28 protein-coding genes are annotated in these 25588 nt (G+C 65.6%); 15 read left to right on the top strand and 13 right to left on the bottom strand.

Annotated elements, in window-relative coordinates; translation table 11 throughout:
- Positions 1 to 41 precede the first annotated feature (41 nt).
- From serC to QM797_RS08815, 4 genes are all read left to right on the top strand, one after another.
- Positions 42 to 1160: a phosphoserine transaminase gene (gene serC / locus QM797_RS08830; RefSeq protein ID WP_283274956.1), complete on the top strand. Its 1119-nt coding sequence runs from the start codon at positions 42 to 44 to the stop codon at positions 1158 to 1160.
- A 96-nt stretch (positions 1161 to 1256) separates the two neighbouring features.
- Positions 1257 to 1928, top strand: a complete 672-nt coding sequence (locus QM797_RS08825) for a rhomboid-like protein (protein WP_283274954.1) — start codon at positions 1257 to 1259, stop codon at positions 1926 to 1928.
- A gap of 111 nt (positions 1929 to 2039) precedes the next feature.
- Entirely contained in the window at positions 2040 to 2933 is an 894-nt protein-coding gene (gene sepH, locus QM797_RS08820; protein WP_283274953.1) for a septation protein SepH, read from the top strand.
- A gap of 123 nt (positions 2934 to 3056) precedes the next feature.
- On the top strand, positions 3057 to 3788 hold the full coding sequence (locus tag QM797_RS08815) for a DUF6928 family protein (protein WP_502942280.1): 732 nt from the start codon (positions 3057 to 3059) through the stop codon (positions 3786 to 3788).
- A 5-nt stretch (positions 3789 to 3793) separates the two neighbouring features.
- Here QM797_RS08815 and QM797_RS08810 read toward each other — a convergent pair whose 3' ends face one another.
- Both QM797_RS08810 and QM797_RS08805 read right to left on the bottom strand, forming a co-directional pair.
- Positions 3794 to 4063 (bottom strand): DUF2537 domain-containing protein, encoded by a 270-nt coding sequence (locus tag QM797_RS08810; protein ID WP_283274950.1) that lies wholly within the window; start codon positions 4061 to 4063, stop codon positions 3794 to 3796.
- Positions 4060 to 4863 carry a TrmH family RNA methyltransferase gene (locus QM797_RS08805; protein ID WP_283274948.1) on the bottom strand — a complete coding sequence of 268 codons (804 nt, stop codon included), beginning with the start codon at positions 4861 to 4863 and terminating at the stop codon, positions 4060 to 4062. Before QM797_RS08805 ends, QM797_RS08810 begins: the two co-directional genes overlap by 4 nt.
- 74 nt (positions 4864 to 4937) lie before the next feature.
- Between QM797_RS08805 and QM797_RS08800 the strand changes: the two genes are divergently transcribed.
- On the top strand, positions 4938 to 6137 hold the full coding sequence (locus QM797_RS08800; RefSeq protein ID WP_283274947.1) for a GNAT family N-acetyltransferase: 1200 nt from the start codon (positions 4938 to 4940) through the stop codon (positions 6135 to 6137).
- On the opposite strand, the gene QM797_RS08795 is transcribed toward QM797_RS08800, so the two are convergent.
- The 4 genes from QM797_RS08795 to QM797_RS08780 all read right to left on the bottom strand — a co-directional run bounded on the left by QM797_RS08795 (position 6134) and on the right by QM797_RS08780 (position 9551).
- Positions 6134 to 7459 (bottom strand): MFS transporter, encoded by a 1326-nt coding sequence (locus tag QM797_RS08795; RefSeq protein WP_283274945.1) that lies wholly within the window; start codon positions 7457 to 7459, stop codon positions 6134 to 6136. The two genes, QM797_RS08800 and QM797_RS08795, sit on opposite strands and share 4 nt — an antisense overlap.
- A 201-nt stretch (positions 7460 to 7660) precedes the next feature.
- Entirely contained in the window at positions 7661 to 7834 is a 174-nt protein-coding gene (locus QM797_RS08790; RefSeq protein WP_283274944.1) for a hypothetical protein, read from the bottom strand.
- A 41-nt stretch (positions 7835 to 7875) separates the two neighbouring features.
- A complete protein-coding gene (locus QM797_RS08785; protein ID WP_283274942.1) occupies positions 7876 to 9156 on the bottom strand; it encodes an RNA polymerase sigma factor in 1281 nt (426 codons plus the stop codon).
- Between the two features lie 32 nt (positions 9157 to 9188).
- Positions 9189 to 9551 carry a YciI family protein gene (locus QM797_RS08780; RefSeq protein WP_283274940.1) on the bottom strand — a complete coding sequence of 121 codons (363 nt, stop codon included), beginning with the start codon at positions 9549 to 9551 and terminating at the stop codon, positions 9189 to 9191.
- A gap of 552 nt (positions 9552 to 10103) precedes the next feature.
- Between QM797_RS08780 and QM797_RS08775 the strand changes: the two genes are divergently transcribed.
- From QM797_RS08775 to QM797_RS08755, 5 genes are read left to right on the top strand one after another with little or no spacing between them, the layout of a single operon-like run.
- On the top strand, positions 10104 to 10331 hold the full coding sequence (locus QM797_RS08775; protein WP_283274939.1) for a hypothetical protein: 228 nt from the start codon (positions 10104 to 10106) through the stop codon (positions 10329 to 10331).
- On the top strand, positions 10328 to 11278 hold the full coding sequence (locus QM797_RS08770) for an ABC transporter ATP-binding protein (protein WP_283274937.1): 951 nt from the start codon (positions 10328 to 10330) through the stop codon (positions 11276 to 11278). The genes QM797_RS08775 and QM797_RS08770 overlap by 4 nt, the downstream gene beginning before the upstream one ends.
- Positions 11275 to 12042, top strand: a complete 768-nt coding sequence (locus QM797_RS08765) for an ABC transporter permease (protein ID WP_283274936.1) — start codon at positions 11275 to 11277, stop codon at positions 12040 to 12042. Before QM797_RS08770 ends, QM797_RS08765 begins: the two co-directional genes overlap by 4 nt.
- 38 nt (positions 12043 to 12080) lie before the next feature.
- Positions 12081 to 13217 (top strand): sensor histidine kinase, encoded by a 1137-nt coding sequence (locus QM797_RS08760; RefSeq protein WP_283274935.1) that lies wholly within the window; start codon positions 12081 to 12083, stop codon positions 13215 to 13217.
- Positions 13214 to 13819, top strand: coding sequence for a response regulator transcription factor (locus tag QM797_RS08755; RefSeq protein ID WP_283274934.1), 606 nt, complete (start codon positions 13214 to 13216; stop codon positions 13817 to 13819). Before QM797_RS08760 ends, QM797_RS08755 begins: the two co-directional genes overlap by 4 nt.
- Before the next feature lie 6 nt (positions 13820 to 13825).
- On the opposite strand, the gene QM797_RS08750 is transcribed toward QM797_RS08755, so the two are convergent.
- The 3 genes from QM797_RS08750 to QM797_RS08740 are packed head-to-tail and all read right to left on the bottom strand — an operon-like array spanning position 13826 to position 17087.
- Positions 13826 to 15097, bottom strand: a complete 1272-nt coding sequence (locus tag QM797_RS08750) for an MFS transporter (RefSeq protein WP_283274933.1) — start codon at positions 15095 to 15097, stop codon at positions 13826 to 13828.
- 57 nt (positions 15098 to 15154) lie between these two features.
- Entirely contained in the window at positions 15155 to 15586 is a 432-nt protein-coding gene (locus tag QM797_RS08745) for an Rv0880 family HTH-type transcriptional regulator (RefSeq protein WP_283275328.1), read from the bottom strand.
- Positions 15587 to 15635: 49 nt separating this feature from the next.
- Complete coding sequence (locus tag QM797_RS08740) at positions 15636 to 17087, bottom strand: NCS2 family permease (protein ID WP_283274932.1); 1452 nt, start codon at positions 17085 to 17087, stop codon at positions 15636 to 15638.
- 59 nt (positions 17088 to 17146) lie between these two features.
- Here QM797_RS08740 and QM797_RS08735 point away from each other — a divergent pair, with 59 nt between their 5' ends.
- A complete protein-coding gene (locus QM797_RS08735; RefSeq protein ID WP_057479284.1) occupies positions 17147 to 17386 on the top strand; it encodes a DUF2530 domain-containing protein in 240 nt (79 codons plus the stop codon).
- Between the two features lie 140 nt (positions 17387 to 17526).
- The gene (locus QM797_RS08730) at positions 17527 to 17670 is read left to right on the top strand and encodes a hypothetical protein (RefSeq protein ID WP_283274930.1); all 144 of its coding nucleotides are present in this window, start codon (positions 17527 to 17529) and stop codon (positions 17668 to 17670) included.
- Here the strand turns inward: QM797_RS08730 and QM797_RS08725 are convergent.
- Genes QM797_RS08725 through QM797_RS08715 form a run of 3 tightly spaced genes read right to left on the bottom strand, consistent with a single transcriptional unit; the run spans position 17639 to position 21901 of the window.
- The gene (locus tag QM797_RS08725) at positions 17639 to 18190 is read right to left on the bottom strand and encodes a phosphatase PAP2 family protein (protein WP_283274929.1); all 552 of its coding nucleotides are present in this window, start codon (positions 18188 to 18190) and stop codon (positions 17639 to 17641) included. The two genes, QM797_RS08730 and QM797_RS08725, sit on opposite strands and share 32 nt — an antisense overlap.
- A complete protein-coding gene (locus QM797_RS08720) occupies positions 18180 to 20909 on the bottom strand; it encodes a sacsin N-terminal ATP-binding-like domain-containing protein (protein ID WP_502942303.1) in 2730 nt (909 codons plus the stop codon). The genes QM797_RS08725 and QM797_RS08720 overlap by 11 nt, the downstream gene beginning before the upstream one ends.
- On the bottom strand, positions 20906 to 21901 hold the full coding sequence (locus QM797_RS08715) for a DUF3027 domain-containing protein (RefSeq protein WP_283274924.1): 996 nt from the start codon (positions 21899 to 21901) through the stop codon (positions 20906 to 20908). The genes QM797_RS08720 and QM797_RS08715 overlap by 4 nt, the downstream gene beginning before the upstream one ends.
- Positions 21902 to 21942: 41 nt before the next feature.
- Between QM797_RS08715 and QM797_RS08710 the strand changes: the two genes are divergently transcribed.
- The 3 genes from QM797_RS08710 to QM797_RS08700 are packed head-to-tail and all read left to right on the top strand — an operon-like array spanning position 21943 to position 24999.
- Positions 21943 to 22806 (top strand): glutaminyl-peptide cyclotransferase, encoded by an 864-nt coding sequence (locus QM797_RS08710; RefSeq protein ID WP_502942279.1) that lies wholly within the window; start codon positions 21943 to 21945, stop codon positions 22804 to 22806.
- A gap of 4 nt (positions 22807 to 22810) precedes the next feature.
- Positions 22811 to 24490 carry an MFS transporter gene (locus QM797_RS08705; protein WP_283274919.1) on the top strand — a complete coding sequence of 560 codons (1680 nt, stop codon included), beginning with the start codon at positions 22811 to 22813 and terminating at the stop codon, positions 24488 to 24490.
- Positions 24487 to 24999: a DUF2771 family protein gene (locus QM797_RS08700; RefSeq protein ID WP_283274917.1), complete on the top strand. Its 513-nt coding sequence runs from the start codon at positions 24487 to 24489 to the stop codon at positions 24997 to 24999. The genes QM797_RS08705 and QM797_RS08700 overlap by 4 nt, the downstream gene beginning before the upstream one ends.
- A 12-nt stretch (positions 25000 to 25011) precedes the next feature.
- On the opposite strand, the gene QM797_RS08695 is transcribed toward QM797_RS08700, so the two are convergent.
- On the bottom strand, positions 25012 to 25428 hold the full coding sequence (locus QM797_RS08695; protein WP_283275326.1) for a cold-shock protein: 417 nt from the start codon (positions 25426 to 25428) through the stop codon (positions 25012 to 25014).
- Positions 25429 to 25588: the final 160 nt, after the last annotated feature.

Below are 25588 nucleotides of genomic sequence, written 5' to 3'. Positions count from 1 at the left end.
TGTGGGTGCCATATTCCATCGACGCTAGGACGCGCTACTCCATGGCCGATTTGCCGATCATTCCCGCCGATCTCCTGCCCGCCGACGGACGCTTCGGTTGCGGCCCGTCCAAGGTTCGCCCCGAGCAGCTGCAATCCCTGGTCGACGTCGGCGCGTCCGTGTTCGGCACCAGCCACCGTCAGAAGCCCGTCAAGGACGTCGTCGGACGCGTGCGCAGTGGCTTGAAGGACCTGTTCTCGCTCCCCGAGGGCTACCAGGTGGTGCTCGGCAACGGTGGCACCACGGCGTTCTGGGACGCCGCTGCGTTCGGCCTCATTCGCGAGAAGTCGCTGCACCTCACCAACGGCGAGTTCAGCTCCAAGTTCGCCTCGGTGGCCAAGAACAACCCCTTCATCGGTGATCCCATCGTCGTCAAGGCCGAGCCGGGCAGTGCACCCGAGCCCACCTCCGACCCGTCCGTCGACCTCATCGGTTGGGCGCACAACGAGACGTCCACGGGCGTGGCCATTCCGGTCAGCCGTCCGGCCGGCTCCGAGAACGCCCTCATCGCGATCGACGCCACCTCCGGTGCCGGCGGTCTTCCGGTGAACGTCGCAGATTCCGACGTCTACTACTTCGCGCCGCAGAAATGCTTCGCCGCCGACGGTGGGCTGTGGGTCGCTCTGATGAGCCCGGCCGCGCTTGCCCGCGTCGACGAGATCGCCTCCAGCGGCCGTTGGGTACCGGACTTCCTGTCTCTGCCGATCGCCGTCGACAACAGCAGCAAGGACCAGACGTACAACACCCCGGCCGTGGCGACTCTGCTGCTGTTCGCGGATCAGATCGAGTGGCTCAACGGCAAGGGCGGCTTGGACTGGGCCACTGCGCGCACCGCCGATTCGTCCTCGCGCCTGTACGACTGGGCCGAGAAGAGCGAGTTCGCAACGCCGTTCGTGACCAACCCGGATCACCGCAGCCAGGTTGTCGGAACCATCGACTTCGACGAGAAGGTCGACGCAGCTCAGGTCGCCAAGATCCTGCGCGCCAACGGCGTCGTCGACACCGAGCCGTATCGCAAGCTCGGCCGCAACCAGTTGCGTGTCGGTATGTTCCCCGCGATCGAGCCGGACGACATCACCGCGCTGACGAAGAGCATCGACTGGGTCGTCTCCGCGCTGTGAGCTAGTTCCCAGCAAGATCCCAGCTGAGTCGCTCCCTTCGAGGCCTACACTTGCGTTCAAGTACGCAAGCGTAACGACCTCGGAGGGAGCGCTCGTATGTTCGGGCTCCTGGCACTCGCGCTGCGGATTCGCGTGACACTGGTCTACTGCACCCTCGCGGTGGCAGGGACCGTAGCGCTCGGCCAGATCGGGCCGCACGACCGCTGGCACGTGCTGCATGCGGCGAGTACGAACCTGCACAATCTGACCGACGGCCATCTCGCCACCCTCGTCACGAGCGTCTTTCTCACCGAAGGTCGGGTGAACTGGCTGTGGCTTGCCGGAGTCGCATTCTTGTTCGCCGTCGCCGAATGGGTGTCCGGATGGCGACGGTTTCTACTCACCTTCAGCGCCGGCCACATCGGCGCGACGGCACTGGTTGCCGTCGGCCTGTTCATCGGCATACGCGTAGATTGGTTGGCCGACTCGCTGGCGATGGCAGTCGACGTCGGGGTCAGCTACGCAGCAGCAGCGGTGGCCGGGTCCATGATTCGTTACCTGCCGATGCCGTGGCGGCTGGGCTGGGCCGCACTCTGGATCGCGGTCGTCGCCGTCGGCGGAATATCGAACCCGTCGTTCACCGCCGTCGGACACGCGGTCGCCCTGAGCATCGGCCTCGGCCTGGGCGCGTTGTATCTGAAGCGGGACGTATCGATGTTGCGTCACAAGGCAATTGACGCAACATCCGCCGATCGAGTGCAGTCGAGCCCGCAGCTGTCTACTCTCTGATAGAGAAACGATGGCCGGCGGAGCGATGCGTGTCGAACACCCACCGAAACCATCGGGTGAACTAGGGTCGAATTCGACGGTATCGCGAGCCGGCGCGATGAGGAGGTCACAGTGCGAGACTTACACGTGGTGGGTCTCGAGGCCGACGGAAAGTTCGTCGTGTGCGCAGATCCCAAGACCGGCGACAGATTCCGGCTTCCGGCCGACGACAAGCTCCGCGCGGCCTCTCGCGGCGACATCGCTCGACTAGGACAGATTGAGATCGAAATGGACAGCTTGCTTCGGCCGAAGGAAATTCAGGCTCGAATTCGGAGTGGAGCGACCATCGAACAGGTCGCCGCCGATTCCGGAATGGCCGTCAGCCGCGTCGAGGTGTTTGCTCACCCTGTTCTGCTCGAGCGCTCGCAGGCCGCGTCGATGGCTCAGGCCGGCCATCCGCTGCGCCACGACGGGCCCGCCGTCCAGACTCTGCTCGACATCGTCACTCTCGCCTTCCGAGCTCGCGGCCACAATCTCGACGACGCCGAGTGGGACGCCTGGCGCGACGAGGACAACAAGTGGGTCGCACAGCTGAAGTGGCAGGCGGGACGCACCACCAACAAGGCCCACTGGCAGTTCCTGCCCGACGGGCACGGCGGCACCATCGCGCCACTCGACGACACCGCACACGAACTGATCGATCCCGACTTCGGACGCCAGCTACGTGGTCTGGCTCCGGTACGCGCCCTTGCGCCCGCAGCGGCAGACGACGAGGCCTCGCAGCAGAGCTTCGACGAGTACTACGGAACCACCTCGGACAGCGAATTGGACGCCGAGACGGTCGAGATCGAGGCCGACGAGGCCCCGGCCCCCGAGGTCGATCAGCCGCGCGAGCCGGTGGCCAGAGACCCCAAGCCCGCACCCAGGCCTGCACCCGGTCACGGCGGTAAGGACAAACGCGGCAAACCGGCCATGCCGTCCTGGGAAGACGTGCTGCTCGGCGTCCGCAGCAGCGGTCACAACTGACTTCGTCGATGACCGATTTACCGCTCGGTTACAAAACGCCGACGCTCACGCCGTAGGCTTCCGACGAAGCTTACGGAGAGAGAGGTGCCGGTAGTGGGGGCCAAAGCGTCAACGATCTGGTACGTGGACACACCGGATCCGATTTCTGTCCTCCGAGAGGCAACCACCTCGGACTGGAATGCTGCGACGGCCCTCGTCGGCCGTCTGTACCCCCACATGACGGCTGTGCCCCTCGCCCAGGGTCCGATATCGACATCGGCAGGTGTGGACGACGATCACGTCTTCATCGGCTGCTATCCGGGCGTGACCGTGGTGTGCGGGTCCAATATTTCGGTCCCGACACCCTCAACGCTTCCCGAATCCTTCACTCGCCCTCTGGCATCCGAGCACACCTACCTCGTCGCATCGGATCCACAGCACGCGTGGGGCGCGTTCGCGTACTGGGAGCGCGGTGAATTTCGGCGATCGTTCAGCGCTACTCCGGTGTACATCTACGAGGACGCGGGCCTACCGCTGGTGTGGGAGCGGTCGTTCTGGGCCGGTGAGCATCCGCTGATCTATCCCCCCGGAGTGATGCCGGATCCACAGTCGCTGCCGTTTCACCCGCAGGAATTCGCCGAGGCCGCCAACGCTCAGTGGCTCGGATTCCGCTACACCGGTGCCCCGCACCCCGGTGAATTCGATCCGGCCACACTGCCGGTCTGCGGCTTCACGATGTACGTTCCCGGGCAGGAGCCACCGCCGCCGAACCAGCAGAGCCGAGGCTCGAACGGATCGAGTGGCCAGGCTCCCATGCCGGACGCCTCGGAGCAGACGGCACCGCGACCGAAGAAGCGTTGGTTCTCGCGCAAATAGGCGAGTCAGAAGGCCAGCGCCGCCAGTGCCACGAAGCTCAGGATGGAACCCATGCCGGCTCCGTAGACAGCCCAGCGCCAGACCGGGACGGCGAGCCAACGCAGAACCGTCGGGGCTGCGCCTGCCACGACGACGATGTTCAAGCCGATCGCGAGCAGCGGATGAATTCTCGCCAGTTCCAGGCCGAAGGCCGTCAAGGCCACTGCCACCAGTGTCGCCGAGATCAAGGCGATCGGAAGACCGGTCCAGCGAACACCTGGGTCGCGATCGGTCACGTCAGACGCACCCGTTCGTAGAATCCCATTGCCGCCGCTGTCGCGACGTTGAGTGAATCGGTGCCCGGTGCCATCGGGATGCGAGCACGAATGTCTGTGGCGCGCATGGCATGTTCGGTCAGACCTGGGCCCTCTGCGCCGAGCAGCAGTGCGACCTTCTCCCCTGTCATCGCCGTGGCCAGCGATACGGCCTCGGGATTGGGCGTCAATGAGATCAGCTGAAAACCATGCGCGCGAACACTATCGAGACCACGCGGCCACTCGGGCACCTTCGCGAAGGGCACACGCAGCACATGCCCCATCGACACCCGTACCGACCGCCGGTACAGCGGATCCGCGCACGCGGCACCGAACAGCACAGCATCGACGCCGAGGCCGGCCGCATTCCGGAACATCGACCCGAGATTCTCGTGGTCGTTGACGCCCTCGAGAATCGCAACCGTTTTCGCGCCGGCCAGCACCTCGTCCAGATCGAGGGCCGGCGGCCTGTTCGCCGCCGCCAACACGCCACGATTGAGATGGAAGCCGACGACCTCGGCCATCACCTCAGCCGACGTCCGATAGAACGGAACATCCGATTCTGCAAGGTCGTCGCGCAACGCGTCGAGCCGTCGATCCACGCCGAGCAGGCTGATCATCGGAAAACGCGAACTCAACAGGCGCTGTGCAACCAGCACTCCCTCGGCGATCACCAAGCCTTTGCCCTCGGGCAGATCGGGTCGCCTGTCCGAGGAGTTGAGGTCGCGAAAATCGTCCAGCCGGGGGTCGAGAGGATCGTCGACATCGATTACATGAACCACCCGCTCATCTTGTCACCCGCACTTCTGGCAGTCCCCCGGCGAAGGTCTACTTCTGTATGGAAAAGTAAAGAACGATGACTACCGACGAATCGATCACCATCCGCACCGCCTCCGACCACGACTGGGATGCCGTCGCGCTACTCGACGCCCACGCGTTCGGCGAGCATCAGAACGCCGAGGATCTCGCCGAGACGCAGATCCTGACCAAGTCCGAACACGTGTACTTGGCATGGGACGGCGAGACCCCGGTGGGTGTCGCCATGCACTTCCCGATGTCGGTGACCGTTCCGGGCGGCGCGCAGGTCGAGGCGTCGGGAGTCTCCTGGGTGTCGGTCGCACCGACGCATCGCCGACGCGGCATCCTGCGATCGATGTTCACCCAGCAGCACCGGGCTCTGAACGACGCGGGTGCGCCGCTGTCGCTGCTGACAGCCAGCGAGGCGACGATCTACGGACGCTTCGGATACGGACCGGTGACCGAGGAGATCAGCGTCTCGATCGACCGTCGGTTCGCGCAGTTCCGCAAGGACGCTCCCCCGGCGACGGGTGTGCGGCTGATCGAATCGGCCGAGGCCACCGAACTGCTCCCGAACATCTACCAACGGTGGCAGCAGCGGACCGCAGGCGCGCAGCCCAAGCCGCCGATCCGCTGGGAGCGATTCTTCGCCGATCGCGAGAACCGACGCGGCGGACTGACCGCACTGTTCTTCATCGTCCACTCCGACGGTTACGTCGCCTACCGCCGCGGACGCAATCCCAGCCGGGTGGTGGTGGAAGAATTCATCGCGGTGACCGACGACGCGTACGCCGCGCTGTGGCAGATCCTGGTCGGGGTCGACCTGGTCGACACCATCGAAGTCCGGCAGGCACGGGACGAAGTACTGCCGTTCCTGCTGACCAACAACCGGCTACCGAAGGTCACGGCTCACCATGACGCTCTGTGGGCCCGCATCATGCACGTCGAGGCAGCTCTCGAGGCGCGTACCTACGCTCTCGACACGTCGCTGATCATCGCCGTCCGTGATCCGTTCCTCGAAGCGGGCGGTACCTATTCGTTCACCGTGGACGATGGCAAGGCGACCTGCACCCGGGTGGAATCCGAACCGGACATCGAACTCGACATCGATGTGCTCGCCAGCATCTACTTCGGCACCCACCGGGCTCGGTTGTTCGCCGCGGCAAACCGCCTCACCGCCCGCAACGAGGAATCTCTGCATGCGCTGGATCTGACGTTCGGAACAGCGCGCCCGGCCGTCATGGGCTGGGGTTTCTAGAGCGGGCTGTTCGGCTTGTCGAGCGCGGTCGCCGAGCCGCCTTGCATCCGCAGGGCGGCGCACAGCGTCACCGCGATCAGCACCGCCATGTAGGCGATGAATTCGACACTGCCGTGACCGCTCGTGGCGTGGTAGATCAACGGTGCCGTGCCTCCGAAGAGGGAGTTCGCCACCGCGTAGCCGAAGCCGACGCCCAGCGCTCGGATGTGTGGGGGAAACACTTCCGCCTTGGCGATGCCGTTCACGGACAGGTAGCACGTGAGTACCAAAAATGCGCTCACCAGGATGGCGAGGACAGCAAGTGGGGATGCGAGATGTGCGGTCGCCGGCACCAACGCACCGGTGGCAGGGATCCCCAGCACCCCGAATACGACGAGCAGGGGCTTTCTGCCGATGCGGTCGCTCAATGCACCGCCGACCGGCTGCAGCACCACGAGCACCACTAAGGCAGCGAGCACGAGGCCGGTCGCGGTGAGCTCTCCCCTGTCACCGTCCGCGGCGAAGAACGTCTCGCGAACGATCGAGGGAACCGTGACGGTGAAGGTGTAGAACGCCGCGCTTCCTCCGGCGGTCAGCAGGAACACCCAAGTCAACGGACGCCAGTGATCGCGAAACAGCGCTCCCATCGTGGCGTCTCGGTCTGCCTGGGGTGCTTTCGATTCTCGCGGGGCGCGATCGAGTCCGCGCGCCCACCACAGCGACGCCAGCCCGGCCGCGCCTCCCGCGGCGAACGCGAGCCGAAAGCCCCACTCGGAGATTGCCGCACGGTCGGTGCTCGCGAGCAGCACGAATAGACAAGTCTGCGCGAGCACGAGGCCGCCGACGATGGTCGTGGCCTGGAACGAGGCGAAGAATCCACGATGACCTCGCGTGCCCGACTCGGAGAGCAACACCGTCGCCGCTGCATATTCGCCACCGGTTGCGATGCCCTGGACGATGCTCACGACCGCGAGGATCACCGCCGCCCAGGCACCGATTTCGTCGACCGTCGGTGTGACCGCCAGAGCAACCGATCCGGCCGACATGAGCGTGACTGCCGCGACGAGCGCGAACTGTCGGCCTCGCGCGTCCGCGAGCCTGCCGAACAGCCACGAGCCGAGCGGGCGTACGACGAAGGTCAGTGCGAAGAGTCCGTAGACGTACACGAGTGAGTTCGTCGAGGCCGGATCGAAGAACTCGGTCCGAAAGTACGGCGCGAAGGTCGCGTACAGGTACAGGTTGAACCACTGCACGAGGTTCGGCACCGAGCCCACCAGAATGACGCGCATCTGCGTACGACGGCCGGATCCAGCTGCCGGCCTCGCCGGGTCGGTGCGATTCACGAGCTGAAAGTACCCGAACACGTGCGTTCACGCAGGTGAGCCGTTTATCCCGCCAAACCGTTGGTGCAAGCGAAGTGCTCTGCCTGAGCCCGATCACGTAGCTGCGCCTTGGCGAACAGATGATTGATGTGGGTCCAGCCTCGCCCGTCCGGTCCGGCGACGAGCAGTATCCGGCACGAGCAGTATCAGGCACGAGCAGTATCAGGCACGGGATGCGCCTCGCGGGACGACGAAGGATGTGACGGCGGCGACGACCAGGATTGCAGTCCCGACCGTGAACGCGAGCTGGTATCCGTCGACGGTGGCCGCTGCCCCGTCCAGACCGGATCCGTCGCTGCGACCTATGGCCAGGCTGACCAGGACCGCGAGACCCACCGCGCCCGCTACTTGCTGCAGCGACTGCCGACCCGCCGTCCTCAGCCGGGAGCGGGCTCGGCACCGGCGGCGCGGCTGACCTCGGCCAGGCGCTGCTCCAGGAAGGCGCGCTCCGCGGTGTTCGCCGTGAGCTCCAGCGCGCGCCGGTACGACTGAGCCGCGCCGGCGGCGTCGCCGAGGCGGCGCAGCAGATCGGCGCGGGTGGCGGGAAGGTACGGGTAGTCGGCGAGCCGGGGATCGGTCGACAGCTCGTCGAGGAGCGGCAGGGCGGCGGCCGGACCGTCGGCGAACGCCACGGCGGCGGCACGGTTGAGCGCGACCACGGGGGTGTTCCATACCGCCAGCAGCCGGTCGTAGAGGTGCACGACGCGCGGCCAGTCGGTCTGCTCCACGGACGGTGCCATCGCGTGCACACCGGCGATCGCCGCCAGCAGGGTGAACCGCCCCGGTGGGCCGGATGCCAGCGCCCCGGCCGTCACCGTGAGCCCCTCCAGAATCGCGCGCTGGTCCCATCGCGTCCGGTCCTGGTCGGCGAGCAGAAGTAGCCGGCCCTGCTCGGCGGTCCGGGCGGCCCGGCGCGCGTCGGTGAGGAGCAGCAGGCCCAGCAGACCGCGGGTCTCGGCCTGCTCGGGGAGCAGCGCGGCGAGGGTGCGCGCGAGGTACAGGGCCCGGTCGCAGAGCTCCTCTCGGACGAGCGCGTCCCCCTCTCCGGCCGTGTGGCCGGTGCTGAAGAGAAGGTGGACGGCGGTGAGCACGCTGTCCAGGCGCTCGGGCAGCTCCGCCCGGCCCGGAACCCGGTAGGGGATCCGCGCCTGAGAGATCTTCTTCTTGGCCCGGGTGATCCGTGCCGCCATCGTCGGCTCGGACACCAGGAAGGCCCGGGCGACGTCGGGCGTGGGAACGCCGCAGACCAGGCGCAGGGTGAGGGCGATGCGGGCCTCGGGAGCGAGGGTGGGGTGGCAACAGGTGAACACCAGCCGAAGCCGGTCGTCCGGCACGGCGGCATCGTGCCAGTCCAGGTCGGCCGGGTCGTGCGGATCGACGGTGGCCGGCTCCACGAGCAGCGGGAGCTTGCGCCGGAGGGTGACCTCGCGACGCAGCCGGTCGAGCGCCTTGTTCCGCGCCGCGGTGGTCAGCCACGCGCCGGGCCGCTCCGGGACGCCGTCCCGGGTCCAAGCCTGCAGCGCGCTGACGTACGCCTCCTGCGCGCACTCCTCCGCGACGTCCAGGTCGCCTGCGACGCGCACCGTGGCGGACAGCACGAAGGCCCACTCGGAGCGGTGGGCATGCGCCAGCGCGGCAGCGACCGCGTCCGCCTGCACGGCGGACGCGGTCGCATCGTCGCTCGGAGCGGTCAGAACGGGTTCGTCGTCGGATCCACGACCGGGCGGACCTCGACGCCGCCGCCGGGGGCCGGGGCCGGGCACAGCTTGGCGATCTCGACGGCGTGGTCGAGGTCGCGCGCCTCGACGACGTAGATGCCGTTGAGGGCCTCCTTGGTCTCGACGAACGGCCCGTCCGTCACCGTGGCGCCGCCCTTGATCGAGGTGGCAGTCGTCGGGGGCGCCAGCGCCTGCCCGCCCACCAGGGAACCACCGAGCGCGAAGACCTGCTCGACGAACTTGCTGTGGGCGTCGATCACCGCGGGCCACGCCTCGGGCGAGATGTTCGCGTAGAACGCCGGGTCTTCGTAGATGAGGATCGCGTACTGGGACATGGAGCTGCCTCCTGCATTAGGTCGCGGGCCGGTCTGTCCGGCTCCGTCATTGACTACGACGAACATCCCGCTGCCGAATCGACAGCTAGGCCAATTTTTCTTCAAGTCTTTGTACGGCGCCGCCGCCTTGCTTGCCGGAGTCCGCTTCGCGAGCCTAGTTGTACTCGCCTGACACGTTCATGACAGTCGGCTGATCGGGGGAAGGCCTCCAGTGGATGAGGGGGCTCGTCCAGTGTTGTGAAACTCGCGCGAGGGGGTAAGAGCGTTGCTGCGCTCGGCGCTGGTGAGGAAGAACTGCCGGTGTGCCCACCCGACCTGCAGCGTGCGGTTGTCACGCTCGACCTTGCGGTTCCGCCAGGGGCAGTGGGGCCGAACGAAGACGTGCTCGGCGCTGAGGTCCGCCATGGCTTCCCATCGGACCGTCTCTTCGACTACAGCGTCGGAGGCAATGACAGAGCATGACTTTTGTCATGGCTGGACCGTGACGGTGTCACTTCAGGTCATGATGCGCTGCACTGTTTTCGGTGGTTCGGGCGCAGCAGACTCGTAGTCATGAAACAACCAGACGAAGGAAATCTGTTCACCGATCTGATGGAGCTCGGACCGGCTCCGACCATGGCACGTGAGATCGTCGTCATCGTCATCAGCCTTGCCATAGTTGCCGTGCTGTTCGCGGTCGTCGGTACTTCGCTTCCGGCGTGCGTCGCACTCGGCGTCATCGTCGCCTTCATGGGCGTTCGGTTCGTCATCGGAATGCGCCAGTGGGGAAAGCAATCATGACCATCATCGATGTCGACGGCATGACGCGTCGCTACGGCTCGGGCAAGAACGCGTACGAGGCCGTCCAGGCTCTCGATCTACATATCGCCGAGGGTGAGCTGTTCGGATTGCTGGGCACCAACGGGGCCGGCAAGACCTCCACTCTCGAAGTGATTCAGGGCCTTTCGCGGCCCAGCAAGGGCACGGTGCGGATCATGGGAATGGATCCGGTTGCCGATCGACGTAAGGTGCGCCCCGCTCTTGGCATCATGTTGCAGAAGGGCGGCCTGCCACAGGATCTGACGACCGCCGAGAGTCTGCGGATGTGGGCCGGCACCTGCAGCGATCCGTTGCCGGTGACCGAGGTGCTCGGTCGCGTCGACCTGGCCGATCGCGCCGATACTCGGGTCAAGTTTCTCTCCGGCGGCGAGCAGCGCAGGCTGGACCTCGCCTGCGCGATCATCAGCCGTCCGCGCATCCTGTTCCTGGACGAGCCCACCACCGGTCTCGATCCCGAAAGTCGCCGCAACACATGGCGGTTGATACAGGAGCTGAAGAACTCCGGCGTGACGATCATGTTGACGACGCACTACCTGGACGAGGCCGAGTCGCTGTGCGATCGACTCGCTATCATGCACCGCGGCAAAGTTGTTCGCAGTGGCACCGTGGACGAGGTGGTCGCCGACCATCCGGCGAAGATCGAATTGAAGGCTCCCGGCACGGCGCTGCCGTCGCTGCCGGGTACGTCGATGGACGTCTCCGGTGACACCGTGTCGATCGAAACAGCCTCGGTACAGGACACCTTGACCGACCTGTTGCTTTGGGCTCGGGACAACAGGGTGACCTTGCACGGTCTCGACGCCCGAGCGGCGTCGCTGGAGACCGTGTTCCTCTCCATCGCAGACGAATTCGACAACTCCACTGTGAACGACCCAGCCAATGACAAGACCGAGGTGATGAGCGCATGAGCACGATGACCGCCCTGTCGCGAGCAGAGTTCACACTGCTCGGACGCAACCGAGTACTACTCTTCAACGCGATTGTTCTGCCGCTCGTGATACCGATAGCCCTACTGGCCGTCGGCAAGGCCAACGAATTGACCGATGTGGTCGTTGCGGGCGCGCTGGAACTCTTCGTACTGATTCTCCTGGTGTTCATGGTGTTCTACAACATGCTCTCGATCTACGCGACGCGTCGAGACGAGTTGGTGCTCAAGCGACTTCGTACCGGAGAGAGTTCGGACGTCCAGATCCTCCTCGGCCCAGCGATACCCTCCCTGATACTGACCGTAATCCTCGGCCTGGTCGTCAGCGCAGTGGTGCTGGCCTTCGGTGGACCGGTTCCCACCAATGCCCTGCTCGTCGCCGTCGCACTTCTAGGTGGTGCCGCGTTGTTCGCGGCTCTGGCGCTGATCACCTCCGCGTTCACTCGTAACGCCGAGGCCGCCCAGATCACCAGCCTGCCGGTCATCCTGATCGCCATGGCCGGCTCGGCAATGCTGCGCGAGGTCCTTCCCGAGTCGTTCAGCCGATTCGTCGAACTCACTCCGATGGCTGCCGTGTCGGATCTGTTGAACCTCGGCTGGTTCGGCACCACGACCCCCGGCGAGGCGTCGATCGGCTTCGCCGCCACCTTCTCCGAGGCCGCGATGCCGCTGGCGGTGATGCTGGCCTGGATCGTCGGCAGCTTGCTGATCGGCCGAACGCACTTCCGCTGGGAACCGCGATCCTAGATCACACCGGGACACCACCGTCTGCAAGGCTGGAGACCATGAAGTTGCACGAATACCTCAACCCACTGCACGGCTGGGACGACAGCAGTGCAGTGGACAAGGTTCGCGTGTACACCCGCCAATCGTTTCTGCTGATCATCGTCGCCATCGCCGTCGGAACCATAGCGGTGTCGGTGACGAACGAGGATTACCTGTCGGTCACGGCAATCGGCGTCTGCGCTGCAGCAGGTTTCGCGACCGTGCAACGAACTGCCGCGCTCGGAGGCGCGTCGAAGGCAAGCCCTCGGATCCCGTTGGCCATCATGTGTGTCGCCGCCGCCGTCGCTATGGTGATCGGCGACACCACCACCAGGCTCGGCGCCGTGGTCATCCTCGCAAGCGCGGCGGGAACCGTGCTTGCGCTGCGGTGGTACCTGATGGCCTCCGTCCTCGTCGCTGCCGTCGCTATGGCCCTGGGAACACCGATGCCCGACGCCATACTCGTGGGCGGCTTCATCGGCGCGATGGCCTGCACCGCCCAATTGTCGGCCTGGTTGCTGCGCATCGTCACCGAACTCGACGCCACCCGCGACGCCGCCGCCGCACTCTCGGTTGCCGAGGAGCGTTTGCGATTCTCGCGAGATCTGCACGATGTCGTCGGACGCGCACTCTCGGCCATCGCCGTCAAGAGCGAACTCGCCGCCACGCTGGCTCGTCGGGGTGACGACCGAGCGGCAGGCCAGATGGACGAGGTTCGCCTCCTGGCCCAGGAATCCATGGCCGACGCCAGAAAGCTGGTGCGGGGCTACCGATCGGTCGATGTGGCGTCGGAACTCGACGGAGCTCGATCGCTGCTGTCCGCCGCAGGCATCTCCACCGAACTGGTCGGCGAGACATCGGTCCTGTCCGAGCGCGCGGCCGAGGCGGCCGCCTGGGTGGTCCGCGAGGGAGTCACGAACATCCTGCGACATTCCGAGGCCACCTACTGCCGAATCGAGCTGACCGACAACAGCATTCGACTGATCAACGATCATCCGCAACCATCGGCCGGCCGCGACGACGGCACCGGCCTGAGCGGCCTACGCGAAAGGTTGGTCGCAGTGGGCGGCACCTTGACCGCGGAAAAGACCAGCGACGACTTCTCCCTCACGGCGACGTTGCCGACATCGCCCCAGAACCCTAGGACCACAACATGATCCGAGTCCTGTTGGCCGACGACGAGAATCTGATTCGATCGGCGCTGGCGACCATGCTCGACCTCGAGGACGATATCGAGATCGTCGGTCAAGCCGACTCCGGAGAGATGGCACTGACCGCGGCGGCCGCACTCACACCCGACGTGGCGGTGCTGGACTTGCAGATGGGCGGGATCGACGGCATCGAGACGGCCCAGAAGATTGCCGAGACGTTGCCCTCCTGTGCGTCGATCATCGTCACCAGCCACGGTCGACCGGGCTACCTGAAGAAGGCACTGGAGGCCGGAGTGCGCGGGTTCCTGCCGAAGACCACCTCGGCCGCCACCCTGGCCGAGGTGGTGCGCACCGTGCACGGCGGCGGGCGCTACGTCGATCCGACGCTCGCCGCGGAAGCCATCGGGGCCGGGGACTCACCGCTCACACCTCGTGAGGCCGATGTGCTCGAGTTCGCCGCCGACGGCGCATCGATCGCGGAGATCGCACAACGCGCGCATCTGTCGCCGGGGACCACTCGCAACTATCTGTCCGCCGCCGCTGCGAAGCTCGGCGCGGCGAATCGGCACGAGGCCTGCGCACTGGCCCGGCGTCACGGCTGGATCTGACGAGCGTCAGACCTTGCTTCCGACGGCCACCGTGTCGAGGGTGGGCAGCCGGTGACCGTCGGCGGGCGGCAACACGGTGATCCGCAAGTTGTTGTGCCGCAGCAGATACACGGCTGCGAACAGCCCCGTGGCCAGTGAGATGACGCCGCCGAACACGAGCGGTGCGCGTGGATCGAGGACGTCGGCGAGCCAGCCGAGCACCGGGCTGCCCAGCGGGGTTCCGCCCAGGAAGCACAGCATGTAGATGCCCATCACGCGTCCGCGCATGTCGGACGGTACCGACATCTGCAGAATGTTCATCGCCGACGTCGTGAACGTCAGCGTCAATGCGCCGGTGGGCACCAACAGGATTGCCACCAGAACGTAAGTGGGCATCAACCCCACGAGTAGCTCGAACAGCCCGAACGCGATGACTGCACCGATGAAGAGCCGCAATCGCGGGGCCGTGGCACGCCGGGCCGCCAGGGTCGCTCCCGCCAACGTGCCGACCGCGAGGGTGGTCGAGAGCAATCCGTATGCGTCGGCACCGCTACCGAACGTGTTGCGCGCCAACACCGACAGACTCAGGGGGAAGTTGAGACCGAACGTCGAGACCATGAACACCGTCGCCAGCAACACTCGCAGGTCTCCCCGCCCCCAGACATACCGAAAGCCCTCCCGCACCTGACCTTTGGCTCGCGGGGCCGGTTCGACACGGAACAGTTGTCCGACGTTCATCGCCACCAGGGCACCGAACACCGCGGCGAACGACACCGCGTTGATCAGGAACACCCAGCCGGTACCGACGAGGGTGATCAGCACCCCGGACACTGCAGGCCCGACGATCCGCGCCATGTTGAAGGTCATCGAGTTCAACGCGATCGCGTTGGAGAGAGTTTCCTTGCCGACCATCTCGATGGTGAACGATTGGCGCACCGGCGCGTCGATGGCGGACGAGCAGCCGAGGATGAAGGCAATGACGTAGACGTGCCACAGCTCGACCATGTTGCCGACGTCGAGCACGCCGAGCACCAGACCGCAGACTGCGGCGAACACCTGGGTGATCATGAGGAGCTTGCGCTTGTCGTACCGGTCTGCGAGTACTCCGCCCCACACCGAGAGAAACAGCGTCGGCCCGAATTGCAGGGCCATGACGATGCCGACGGCGAAGCCGTTGCCGCCGGACAGCGTCAGCACGAGCCAGTCCTGGGCAACCCGCTGCATCCACGTTCCGACCAGCGAGACGATCTGCCCTGACGCCCACAATCGGTAGTTGCGAGTCTTCAGAGCAGCGAACATCGACGAACCGGACGTAGAGGAAGCAGGGGCCACCATTCAAATAATAAACCTAGGTAACTACTCGGAGTCGCTCACCAGGGCACCGATGATGTTCACCGCGTCACGCAGAACGCCGAGCTGCTCGGCCGTGAGGCCCGCGAGCTGCGCGGTCATCCATGCCTCGCGCGCGCTCGCCTCGTCGGCGATCAGCTCCTGACCGGCAGGCGACAGCGAGACGATCACCTGGCGTCCATCGGTGGGGTGCGGCGTGCGCACCACGAGGCCGAGTTCGGCCAACGACGCGATCACCCGCGTCATCGACGGCGGCTGCACCTTCTCCCGCGCAGCCAACGCACCGGGCGTCATGTCGCCCTCCCGACTCAGCGTGGCCAAAGCGGACAGCTGAGTCAGTGACACTTGCGAGTCCACTCGCCTACCCCGAAGGTGACGAGTCAACCTCACCACCGCAAGCGACAGATCGCTTGCCAATTCCCGATTGTCTTTAACTATGTTTCCCGACGTCACAGCGCAGAGAATACGCCTTGGTACCGACCGCGCGTCATGTAACCGCCTCGGTGATGGGTCCGACCGCGAAATATGCAACAAACAGCAGTGCAACAATCCACAACAGGGGATGTACCGACTTAGCGCGGCCGGAACCGACTGCCAGCACGACCCAGGTGATGAAACCGACGCCGATCCCGTTGGCGATCGAATACGTGAACGGCATCACCACGATGGTCAAGAAGGCGGGCAGCGCGTAATCGAAGCGCTTGAAGTCGATATCGAGTACCTGCCCGATCATCAGCGCACCCACCACGACCAGGGCCGGAGCGGCCGCTTCGATCGGGACGACGGCCGTGAGCGGAGTGAAGAACATGGCCAGCAAGAACAGCAGTCCAGTAACCACGTTGGCCAGCCCGGTGCGGGCACCCTCGGCGATTCCGGACGCCGATTCCACGAACACTGTGTTCGACGACGCCGACGCACCGCCACCGACGATCGCTCCGGCACCCTCGACCACCAGAGCCTTGCCGATGTTCGGCAGTTTTCCATCCTTGTCCAGATTCGCTTCTTTGCCCAGGCCGGTCATCGTGCCCATCGCATCGAAGAAGTTGGCGAGCACGAGCGTGAAGACCAACAGGCTTGCGGCCAGTACGCCGATGCGAGTGAACGCTCCGAAGAGATCGACGTTGCCGACCAGCGACAAATCGGGAGACTGCACCAACTGACTCGGCAACTGCGGCACCGACAGATTCCATCCCTTGGGGTCGACGCCGTTGGAGGGCCCCACATCGGTGACGGCCTCGATGATCGCCGCGAAGATCGTCGTGACGACGATGCCGATCAGCAGTCCCCCGCGGACCTTGCGCACTACGAGTACACCCATGAGCAACAGCCCGAACACGAAGATGACCGTCGGCCACGACGCAATCGACCCGTCGATGCCGAGCCCGACGGGAACCGTCGTACCTGCGGCGTCGGGGATACGGCGCACGAAGCCGGAGTCGACCAGCCCGATGAACGCGATGAACGCGCCGATACCGGCGGCGATCGCAGCTTTGAGCTCCGCCGGGATCGCGTTGAAGACCGCCGTGCGGAATCCGGTGACGGCCAGCAGCACGATGATGATGCCGTCGATGACCACCAGCCCCATCGCCTCGGGCCACGTCACCTGCGGTGCGATGGTCACGGCAAGCAACGTGTTGATGCCAAGGCCCGCCGCGATACCGAAGGGGTAGTTCGCGATGATGCCGAATGCGATGCTCATGAACCCGGCGACCAGCGCTGTCACGGCGGCAACCTGGGCCACCGGCAGGATGTTGCCGAGCACGTCGGTCTTGGCCGCTGCGTCGTCGGCTGAGAAACTACCGAGGATCAACGGATTCAGGACGACGATGTAGGCCATGGCCACGAAAGTGACCACGCCTCCCCGCACCTCGGACCCCACCGTCGAGCCGCGCTCGGTGATCTTGAAGTAGTTGTCGAGTAGCCGCGACGACAATTGCATGAGCGAACGATAAAGCACACTGCGAGACTTGGGGAAATATGGTGGCGTAGCGTGATTTTGTGGCCGACCTCCCCCAGATCCCGCGCAGCCTCACCGATCCGGTGCCGGTGTTGGCGATCGGCATACTCGGCTGGATCGTCGCGCTGGTGGTGTTCACCGCCACCGGAGACCGCACCGATGACGCACTCGCGACATGTTGGTCGGGACTGGCGGTCGGTGCCGTAGGCTTCGGAATCTTCCTGATACAGAGAGCGGCGTCACGTCGCGGAAGTAAAACCGCCCAGCGCGGCCTCGATTGAGACCAGCATCACGTTAGCTCGATCACCACACCGCCCTGACGTGGGCAAACTAACCCCTCAGCCGGTTGAGTAACACAAAGTTAACGTGGACCATGGGTTATGTCAGTTCAGATAACCTCTCGATCCACGAAAGCCAGGCCATGAAGATCGTCGCTCAGTACCGCAATCGCCGTAACCACGTCCGCTCGCTCCGCGCCCTCTACGCACGCGCCAACGCTGTCTCCAGCCCGGCCATGCGCGACGAGCTGCTCGTCATCGCCCAGCGCTCGGATTTCTCGCGCTGATCAGCTTGACGGCATAGATCCATCCCAGCCCCCACAGGGCACCGAACACCCAGCCGGCCAGTACGTCCGTGGTCCAATGCGCACCCAGATAGATCCGAGAGAATCCGATCAGCAGGGCCGCGACCACCGGTAGCGCACGCAGTACCGGCCGATGCAGCCACGGAGTGGACGATCGCAGTATCACCGCGATCGCCACCGTGGCAAGCAACATCGACATCATCGCGTGGCCAGACGGAAACGAATGGCTCGCAATATCCACCAGCCGCTCCGGAATCGGTGGACGCTCCCGCGCGAATGCGAATTTGAGCGCATTCATCAGACCCCAGCCGGTGAGCATCGAACCCGCGACGACAACGGCATCCGATCTGCGTCCGAGGCGAAGCACCGCAACGACGACCACCGCGGACAACAGAAACATCGACACCGTGTTGCCGAGTGTGGTGACGATCCAGAACACCGTAGTGAGCCAGTCGACTCGATGCTCGACCATCCAGTCCAGCACTGTGGCGTCAAAGCCCACGAGGTCGCTCCCAACTCTCCGCGCAGTGCACGGTTCCGTCTGCGGTAACCCATACAGGCACGGCGTGGTCACCACTGATGTCCCCGGTCAATCGGACCACCAGTTCCCGGTGCACCACCACCCCTCCGGATGGCAGCGTCGATCCCATTACTGCACAGGCCAATACCGCTCCGGGTTCGCGGTCCCAAGAGCTGACGCGTCCGACTCCGAGCACTTCTCCGCTGACTACCTTCGACGCCGGCCTGATGTCGAGAACGTCTGCCAAAGCGGCCGCGGTAGCCATGTCCGAGAGAACTGCAGCCTCCGGCGGTACGACGCTTGCCAGCCACGGCGTGTCGATCACCAACGCATCCGACGCGTCGATGACCGCTCCGCCGAGAGTGCGGACTCGATCCGGTGGGTCGATGTCGGCAATGTCGATGAGACCGTCGACAACCGCGGTCGCAATCAGCGTGTGAGTACGTGCGATCACCGCCGGGGTCGGACTCCGCCGTGGATCCGACAGAGCCTGGATCAGTGTCCGGGCGGTCTCGACGCTGTTGCAGGTCGATGCGCCGAGTACGGCCGACAGCTCGTCGGCGCGCGGGTGATCCAGCGGATCGAGCAGGCCTGCGAATGTCTCGTCGGACGGCGCTCGGAACGCACTCAGGGGCACCCTCTGCATCCGCGCATGACGCCTGAGCCACCACGCGGTGTAGCCGTCGCGATCGGTCAGTGCCGCGCCGGTACTCGGATCGTCGAGCAGAACGGTCAACGCCTCGGACCACGCGTCCGAACGAACGAGATCGAGATCTCGGACTGCGAGCAGCGTCTCCGGTTCCGCGGACAGGCCGGACCACCACGCCGACTCGTCGTCGAGGTCGTGATCCGGCCCGGTCGGCAGCTCGTCGCGCACCACCGAGAAACCCCACCCGACGCCCACCGCACGCAGCGCCCGCTCACCGAACCTCGTCACCACCGCCGGCGCGAGTACGCCGAACGGTGAATCCTGCACCAGCAGATCCGCCAACGGCGCTCCGGGAAGCAACAATTCGTCGGCACTACGCAGCTCGCCGTGCTCGTCTTCGAGTGGCAGGCCACCGATCCAGCCAGGTAGTTCACCCGCCTCCGCGGCCAGGGCGAGAACGGCATCGACCAGGGTCTCGACGTCGTCGCGGCTGTCCCAGTCGAGATCGTCGAGCGCCGACTCGAGGGCCGGGTCCGTCAGCAATTCGGATGCGGTAGCCGCGCGGGCACCGAGCCGCGTCAGCAGCGGACTCACTGCACCCGGATGCACCAGACGCACCCACGTCACCGCCGCCGAGGCGTCGGAGCCGATCACCGTTGTTCGCGCACCGGTCACCGTGCGGCCGTCTGCCAGCGGAACAGGGAGGGCAGCAAGCTCTTCCGCAGCGACGCCGTCGACGACGAGGGGTGTCAACGCGTCGTACAGCTGCTGCCACCACTGCGGCTCACGGCCCAGACCACCGAGCATCTCCGCCAGAGCGGCCAATCCGATCCGGTGCACCCCCACCGCTGAGAGCGCCGACGCGTGGCGCGCCCCCGACAGCGTCGCGTCGACCAGATCGGGTACGACGTCGATCAATACCGAGGCGAGTTCCTCGGAGGCGTCCGCGACGACATTCGACCGCTCGGGCACGAGGTCATGCCCGTGTGCACCGGGAAGCCATGGTGCGCTGGACAATCGGCGGAAGATCAGCTCTCGCAAATGCCCATCGACCTCGCTTCGAGCGAATACGACCTCGGGCACGAACGACACTCTCGACGCTGCCGGCAGTGACGCTACGAAATCCGCGTACCCGCGTGCCACCGCATCGAACGAGACACCCGGCAGCACGCGTCGCCGGTCCGGCTGCATCGGCACATCGGCAATCACCAACGCGGGCAACGACAACAGCTCGTCCGACCGGGTGGGAGCCCGCAACACGTCGGGCGACGCAGGAACGGGTAAACCGTCAACAACCGGAGCCAGCCATCGCGCGGCAGGGGTGGTGAACTGTCGCCATGTTCGCGACCCGATCGCGATGTCGGCACTCTGGGCGTCGAGTATCGTTCTGACGCAGTCGATCACATCGCCTTCGATGTCGATCGAGTCGAGCGCTTCGAGTTCGAGCAGCAAATCGACAGCCTCGTCCGCATATCCGGACACGAAGGACTCCGCGTCCGGAGCCGCTCGCGGTGTCAACACGATCTCGGTGTCGAACCCCGCAGCGGGGGGTTCCTCCACCGGCCATGCCAACCTCAGTACCGGCACGCCTGCCTCGGGCATGGCCATCCCGCGCTCGCGCAGCGCGGCCGAGGTGCGCCGCGCACTGAACAGCACACCGCCGTCACGCGATCGCACCTCGATCTCGTCGGACACCGATCGCACCGCGGTGAAACCGACTCCGAACTGCCCGACGCCGCCATCTACAGCAGTCTTGGCCGACGCTCTCAGCGCCGTCAGTGCATGTACACCCGAAACATCGAGCGCAGCACCGGTATTGGCGATGTGAATGCAACCGGCATCATCGGTCCACACGGCCAACCGGCCCGCAACACCCGCCCGCGACGCCGCGTCCGCAGCGTTCTGCGCGAGCTCGGTCAACAGCCGATCGCGGTAGCCTCCGCGCACCAAATCGGATTCGGACGCCGAATCCTCGCGAAGCCGCGTGGGCGACGAGCCCCAGGCCGCGAGAATCGACTCGCGCAGCGACCCGGTATCGAACGGGTCGATCAGCTCGGAGATACCGAATCCTCTTCGTGCACAGCATCTTCTGTCACATCGGAGTGGGGAACTTCCGCAGCCGTCGTGTCCTCCAGCTCGAGCGCCTCGTCCTGCGGTGCCGTTGCCTCGATCTGCGCATCGGCTGTGCCTGTCGGCGCGTCGCTCGGGTCGGCACTGTCGGTTGTCTCGTGCGACGCACTGGACTCGTCCGGAGAACTCGTCTCGGCCGGAGGCGTCGGCGCTACGGTGACGTCGAGAGCCGCGTCGTCGTACGGCTCGAACTGCGGTGATCCTGCTCCGGTCGGCAATTCGGTATCGGAATGCGCACCGCAACCGTACTCGGCATGCACCACGTGCCCGTCGGCTGCGAATTCGTTGCCGCACACTCCGAATGCGGCAGACAACGATCCGGCGATGGGCAGGTAGAAGCCGCAGAGCCCACACGTCGACGGCGCAGCCTTGGCCATCTCGGCATCGGGACCGAAATCACCGTCGTGCCAGCGTTGGGCAGCGTCGAGACGTCCTTCGAGGCTGGTGACCTTCGTTCTCCCGAGACCGATCTCGCCGGCAACATCGTCGATGGCGGGATCACCGGAGCCGACGTAGCCCGGGACGAGCCGTGGGTCGTCCTGCCGCGGAGACAGCAGATCGCCCGGTCCCAGATCGCCGGGACGGATGCGTTCGTCCCAGGGCACCCAGGACGGTGCCACCAGAGCGTCGGGGCCAGGCAGCAGAACCAGCTCACTGACCGTGGCGCGATCGGCGTCCTCCGGGGCCGCGACCACGACGGCCCACTGCCACCCCCGATAGCCCTCGAGATCGCTGGCGAACCGGTGAGTGGCCGCGCTGGCGTCCTCGACGGTGACCCCGAGATACTCGCCGACACCGCCCTCTCCCAGGTCGAGCAGAGCCTGCCGCGCGAGGTCCACGGCATCGGCCAAGACGGGGCGGATGAAATCGAGCTCTGGAGAAGATACGAAACTCACACATTCAGTTTGCCGCATCGACTCGGTGACGCCCAGTTCGGGCTGCCATCATGGATGCAATGACCGTCCGTGCCCGCACCTTCGCCGCCGTCCTGACCTCTGCACTGGCGGTCACCGCCTGCTCGTCGACATCGGGATCGACGACCGCAGCTCCGACGACCTCCGACTCGGTGCCGACCCTGACTGCAGAAGTCGTGCGTGAATACGACCGCGGCGACGACGCGTTCACCCAGGGATTCGAGATCGACGGTGATGTGCTCTACGAGGGCACCGGGCTGGAAGGCTCGTCGTTCGTCAGGCGCACCTCACTCGAGAACATGACCGAGCTGGAGCGGGTCGATCTGCCGTCCGACCTCTTCGGCGAAGGGATCACCGTGGACGGGGACACCCTGTGGCAGATCACCTGGCAAGACGGAGTCGCCATCGCCCGCGACCGGGACACCCTGACCGAGCAGCGTCGAGTGAACTACGACGGCGAAGGCTGGGGACTCTGCACCGAGGGCCGAGGAACACAGGGTCGAGGAACACCGAACGTCCGCCTCGTCATGAGCGACGGCACATCCACTCTGACCTTCCGCGACCCCACCTCTTTCGACGCCGTCGACACGGTGGACGTCACGCTCGACGGCAAACCGGTGGAACGCCTCAACGAGCTCGAATGTGCCGAGGACGGCTCGATCTACGCCAATGTGTGGCAGACATTCGACATCATGCGCATCGACCCCGAGACCGGGAAGGTGACGGCCGTCATCGACGGCACACCCCTGTGGGATTCGATGTCTGCAGCCGATCGAGGCGGAGCCGACGTGTTCAACGGCATCGCGCAGATCCCGGGTACAGACCGATTCCTCGTGACCGGAAAATTCTGGCCCAAGATCTTCGAGGTGCGATTCACCGATACCGCGCCCGTAGGACAGAATTGACCCCGTGACCGATCCCCGTCTCCCCCACACCCCACCGGGTGCGGACGACCCCGAACAGGTTCACTCCGCAGGCTCCGCTCCTGATCATTCGGATCATCCGGGTCTGGCCAACTACCCGACTGCTGCCTCCGCCCATGTTCCGAGTCGCCGCGAACCGTTGCCGCCTCTGCATCCGCCGCGGACCGAGAAGATCACCGCTCCGCGTGGCCGGACCGGCACTCGCAAGCCCCCGCCGATGCCCAAGAAGCTGACCGTCACGCGCGTCGCCGCCATGCGCGGCCGCGAGCTCACCGGCAAGGGCATCGCATCGTTCCAGCGAGCGGCGAAAGCCGACGGTGCCGACAAGTCCGGATTGACGGCGCTGACCTACGCGACCATGGCGAACTTCGCGTCGGACGCGGCGTTGGCCATCGCCTTGGCCAACACACTCTTCTTCTCTGCGGCCACCGGTGAGGACAAGACCAAGGTCGCGCTCTATCTCGTCATCACCATCGCGCCTTTCGCTTTGATCGCCCCGTTGATCGGGCCGCTGCTCGACCGCCTTCAACACGGTCGACGCATCGCGCTGGCCACGTCGTTCGGGTTGCGCACAGTGCTGGCGGTGGTGCTGGTGTTCAACTTCGACAGTTGGGTGCTGTACCCCGCCGCGCTCGGCATGCTCGTGCTCAGCAAGTCGTTTGCAGTCCTCAAGAGTGCGGTGACACCGAGGGTGCTACCGCCGGAGATCGACCTCGTCCGCGTCAATTCTCGGCTCACGGTCTTCGGCCTGCTCGGTGGCACCATCGCGGCAGGGGCCGTCGCCGGCGGCATCGCGTTTGTCGCAGGCTCACCCGGCACGCTGTGGTTCGTCGCCGCGATCACGGTGCTCGGCGGCTACCTCAGCATGCAGATCCCGTCCTGGGTCGAGATCACCGAGGGTGAAGTGCCGGCCACCCTGAGCTACCACGCCGAACAGCACAGCGGCAGCGACTTCGCCGGAAGCAGTGCCCCGACAGAAAATCTGCGCCGCACGCCGCCGAGCAGCACCAAGAACCGGAGACAGCCCCTGGGACGGGCCGTCATCGTGGGACTGTGGGGAAACGGCACCATCCGTATCCTCACCGGCTTCCTGACGCTCTACATCGCGTTCGTTGCCAAATCCCGCACCGAACACGAACCGCTGCAGCAGGCCGCGATGCTCGGACTCGTCGGAGCCGCCGCCGGTCTCGGCAACTTCGGGGGCAACGCGCTCGGTGCCAGGATCAAGCTCGGCCGGCCGTCGTTGGTCGTCTTGCGGTGCACCATCGCGGTGACGGTGGTGGCAGTCGTCGCTGCGATCACCGACAGCCTGCTCACCGCAGCCGTGGCAGCGCTGGTGGCGTCGAGCGCCAGCGCGCTGGCCAAGGTCTCGCTGGATGCATCCCTACAGGCCGATCTGCCGCCGGAGTCGATCGCGTCGGGATTCGGCCGCTCGGAAACCGTCATGCAGTTGTGCTGGGTTCTGGGCGGCACGCTCGGTGTGCTGCTGCCCACCGAATACTGGCTCGGTTTCACCGTCGTGTCGGTGTTGCTTACGATCGGCCTCGTGCAGACCTTCCTCACCTACCGCGGCAAATCGCTTCTACCCGGCTTCGGCGGCAACCGCCCCGATCACGTCGAACAAGAAATGTCCGACGGCTCCTTCGGCGAAAACGTGACCAAGTGAATCTCGCTCCCCGCACCAAGAAGATCGCGGCGATCACCGCCGCCGGTCTCGTCGTCATCGCCGTCGCGTTCGTCGCGGTGCTCGCCCTGCTGATCGGGAAAGCACCGGAGAAGGAACCGACCGTCACCGCATACGCAAACGGACGCGCCGTCGTGGTGGAGCCGTATCTGTACTGCGCGGTCAGCGACCCGCTGTGCACCAACGTCGGTGAGACCACCGAGATCCAGGTAGGCACCGCCAGGACCGTGCAGCTCTCGCTGCCGGCCCCCATCTACTCCGCACCGTGGGTGCTCGCCGTGGTCTACGGCGACGACAGTGGCGATGTGGTGGAGAACGCCGAGTTCAACGAGCCGGACACCAAGCTCAGCGTCACGGTTCCCACGAAGGACGACAGCAACCGGACGCTGCTCGGCATCGAGGTGCGCTTGCCGACCGGCATCATCGATACCGACACCAATCAAGAAGGGTTCGTCAGCCACGCCATCTGGTCGATCGGCACCCGCCCGTAGTTTCGGTGGATATCAGCTGTCGAGCTCACGGGCGACGGCGCGAACGACCTCGGAGATTCGCTGCGCGATCTTGCGATCGGGGTACTTGCCCTTGCGGAGTTCGGGCTGCACCGTCGCCTCGAGCAGTGTGATCATGTCCTCGACCATCCCGTGCAGCTCGTCGGGCGTGTGCTTGCGCTCGACGGGTTCACGGCGGGTGCTACCGGTGTTCTGCCGCAACGATGGTGCCGGCTCGAGCACCTTCAAGCTCAGCGCCTGCGGTCCGCGACGGCCCGCGGCCATGCCGAATTCGACGCGCTGACCGGCTTTGAGGCCCTCGACGCCCTCCGGCAACGCCGACGAACGCACGTAGACGTCCTCGCCTTCCTCCTGTGAGAGGAATCCGAATCCCTTGTCGACGTCGTACCACTTCACCTTGCCGGTCGGCACTGAGCTCACCCGTTCATCTGTTGCTGTCGGTCGTTTCGTTGTTCGCCGGCCCGATGTTCGGACCTGCGGTCTGCACAAATTTCGCGCCCCACGAAAACGTAGGACGCGAATACACCAGTCTAGCGCGGTGGGTCCCGATAGAGCATTCGAGTTCTTCGCA

The organism is Rhodococcus sp. IEGM 1381 (genome assembly GCF_030056795.1).
Taxonomy (GTDB): domain Bacteria; phylum Actinomycetota; class Actinomycetes; order Mycobacteriales; family Mycobacteriaceae; genus Rhodococcoides.
The sequence above is the reverse complement of the archived record's forward strand: the minus strand, read 5'-3'. Positions and strand labels throughout refer to the sequence as shown.

Bases quoted from the DNA above. Each gene is read 5' to 3' on its own strand.
- serC (WP_283274956.1), top strand. From the start codon at position 42: ATGGCCGATTTGCCGATCATTCCCGCCGATCTCCTGCCCGCCGACGGA.
- QM797_RS08825 (WP_283274954.1), top strand. From the start codon at position 1,257: ATGTTCGGGCTCCTGGCACTCGCGCTGCGGATTCGCGTGACACTGGTC.
- QM797_RS08775 (WP_283274939.1), top strand. From the start codon at position 10,104: ATGAAACAACCAGACGAAGGAAATCTGTTCACCGATCTGATGGAGCTC.
- QM797_RS08715 (WP_283274924.1), bottom strand. From the start codon at position 21,901: ATGCGGCAAACTGAATGTGTGAGTTTCGTATCTTCTCCAGAGCTCGAT.
- QM797_RS08730 (WP_283274930.1), top strand. From the start codon at position 17,527: ATGAAGATCGTCGCTCAGTACCGCAATCGCCGTAACCACGTCCGCTCG.
- QM797_RS08740 (WP_283274932.1), bottom strand. From the start codon at position 17,087: ATGCAATTGTCGTCGCGGCTACTCGACAACTACTTCAAGATCACCGAG.
- QM797_RS08755 (WP_283274934.1), top strand. From the start codon at position 13,214: ATGATCCGAGTCCTGTTGGCCGACGACGAGAATCTGATTCGATCGGCG.
- QM797_RS08710 (WP_502942279.1), top strand. From the start codon at position 21,943: ATGACCGTCCGTGCCCGCACCTTCGCCGCCGTCCTGACCTCTGCACTG.
- QM797_RS08780 (WP_283274940.1), bottom strand. From the start codon at position 9,551: ATGTCCCAGTACGCGATCCTCATCTACGAAGACCCGGCGTTCTACGCG.
- QM797_RS08765 (WP_283274936.1), top strand. From the start codon at position 11,275: ATGAGCACGATGACCGCCCTGTCGCGAGCAGAGTTCACACTGCTCGGA.
- QM797_RS08800 (WP_283274947.1), top strand. From the start codon at position 4,938: ATGACTACCGACGAATCGATCACCATCCGCACCGCCTCCGACCACGAC.
- QM797_RS08760 (WP_283274935.1), top strand. From the start codon at position 12,081: ATGAAGTTGCACGAATACCTCAACCCACTGCACGGCTGGGACGACAGC.
- QM797_RS08750 (WP_283274933.1), bottom strand. From the start codon at position 15,097: ATGTTCGCTGCTCTGAAGACTCGCAACTACCGATTGTGGGCGTCAGGG.
- QM797_RS08770 (WP_283274937.1), top strand. From the start codon at position 10,328: ATGACCATCATCGATGTCGACGGCATGACGCGTCGCTACGGCTCGGGC.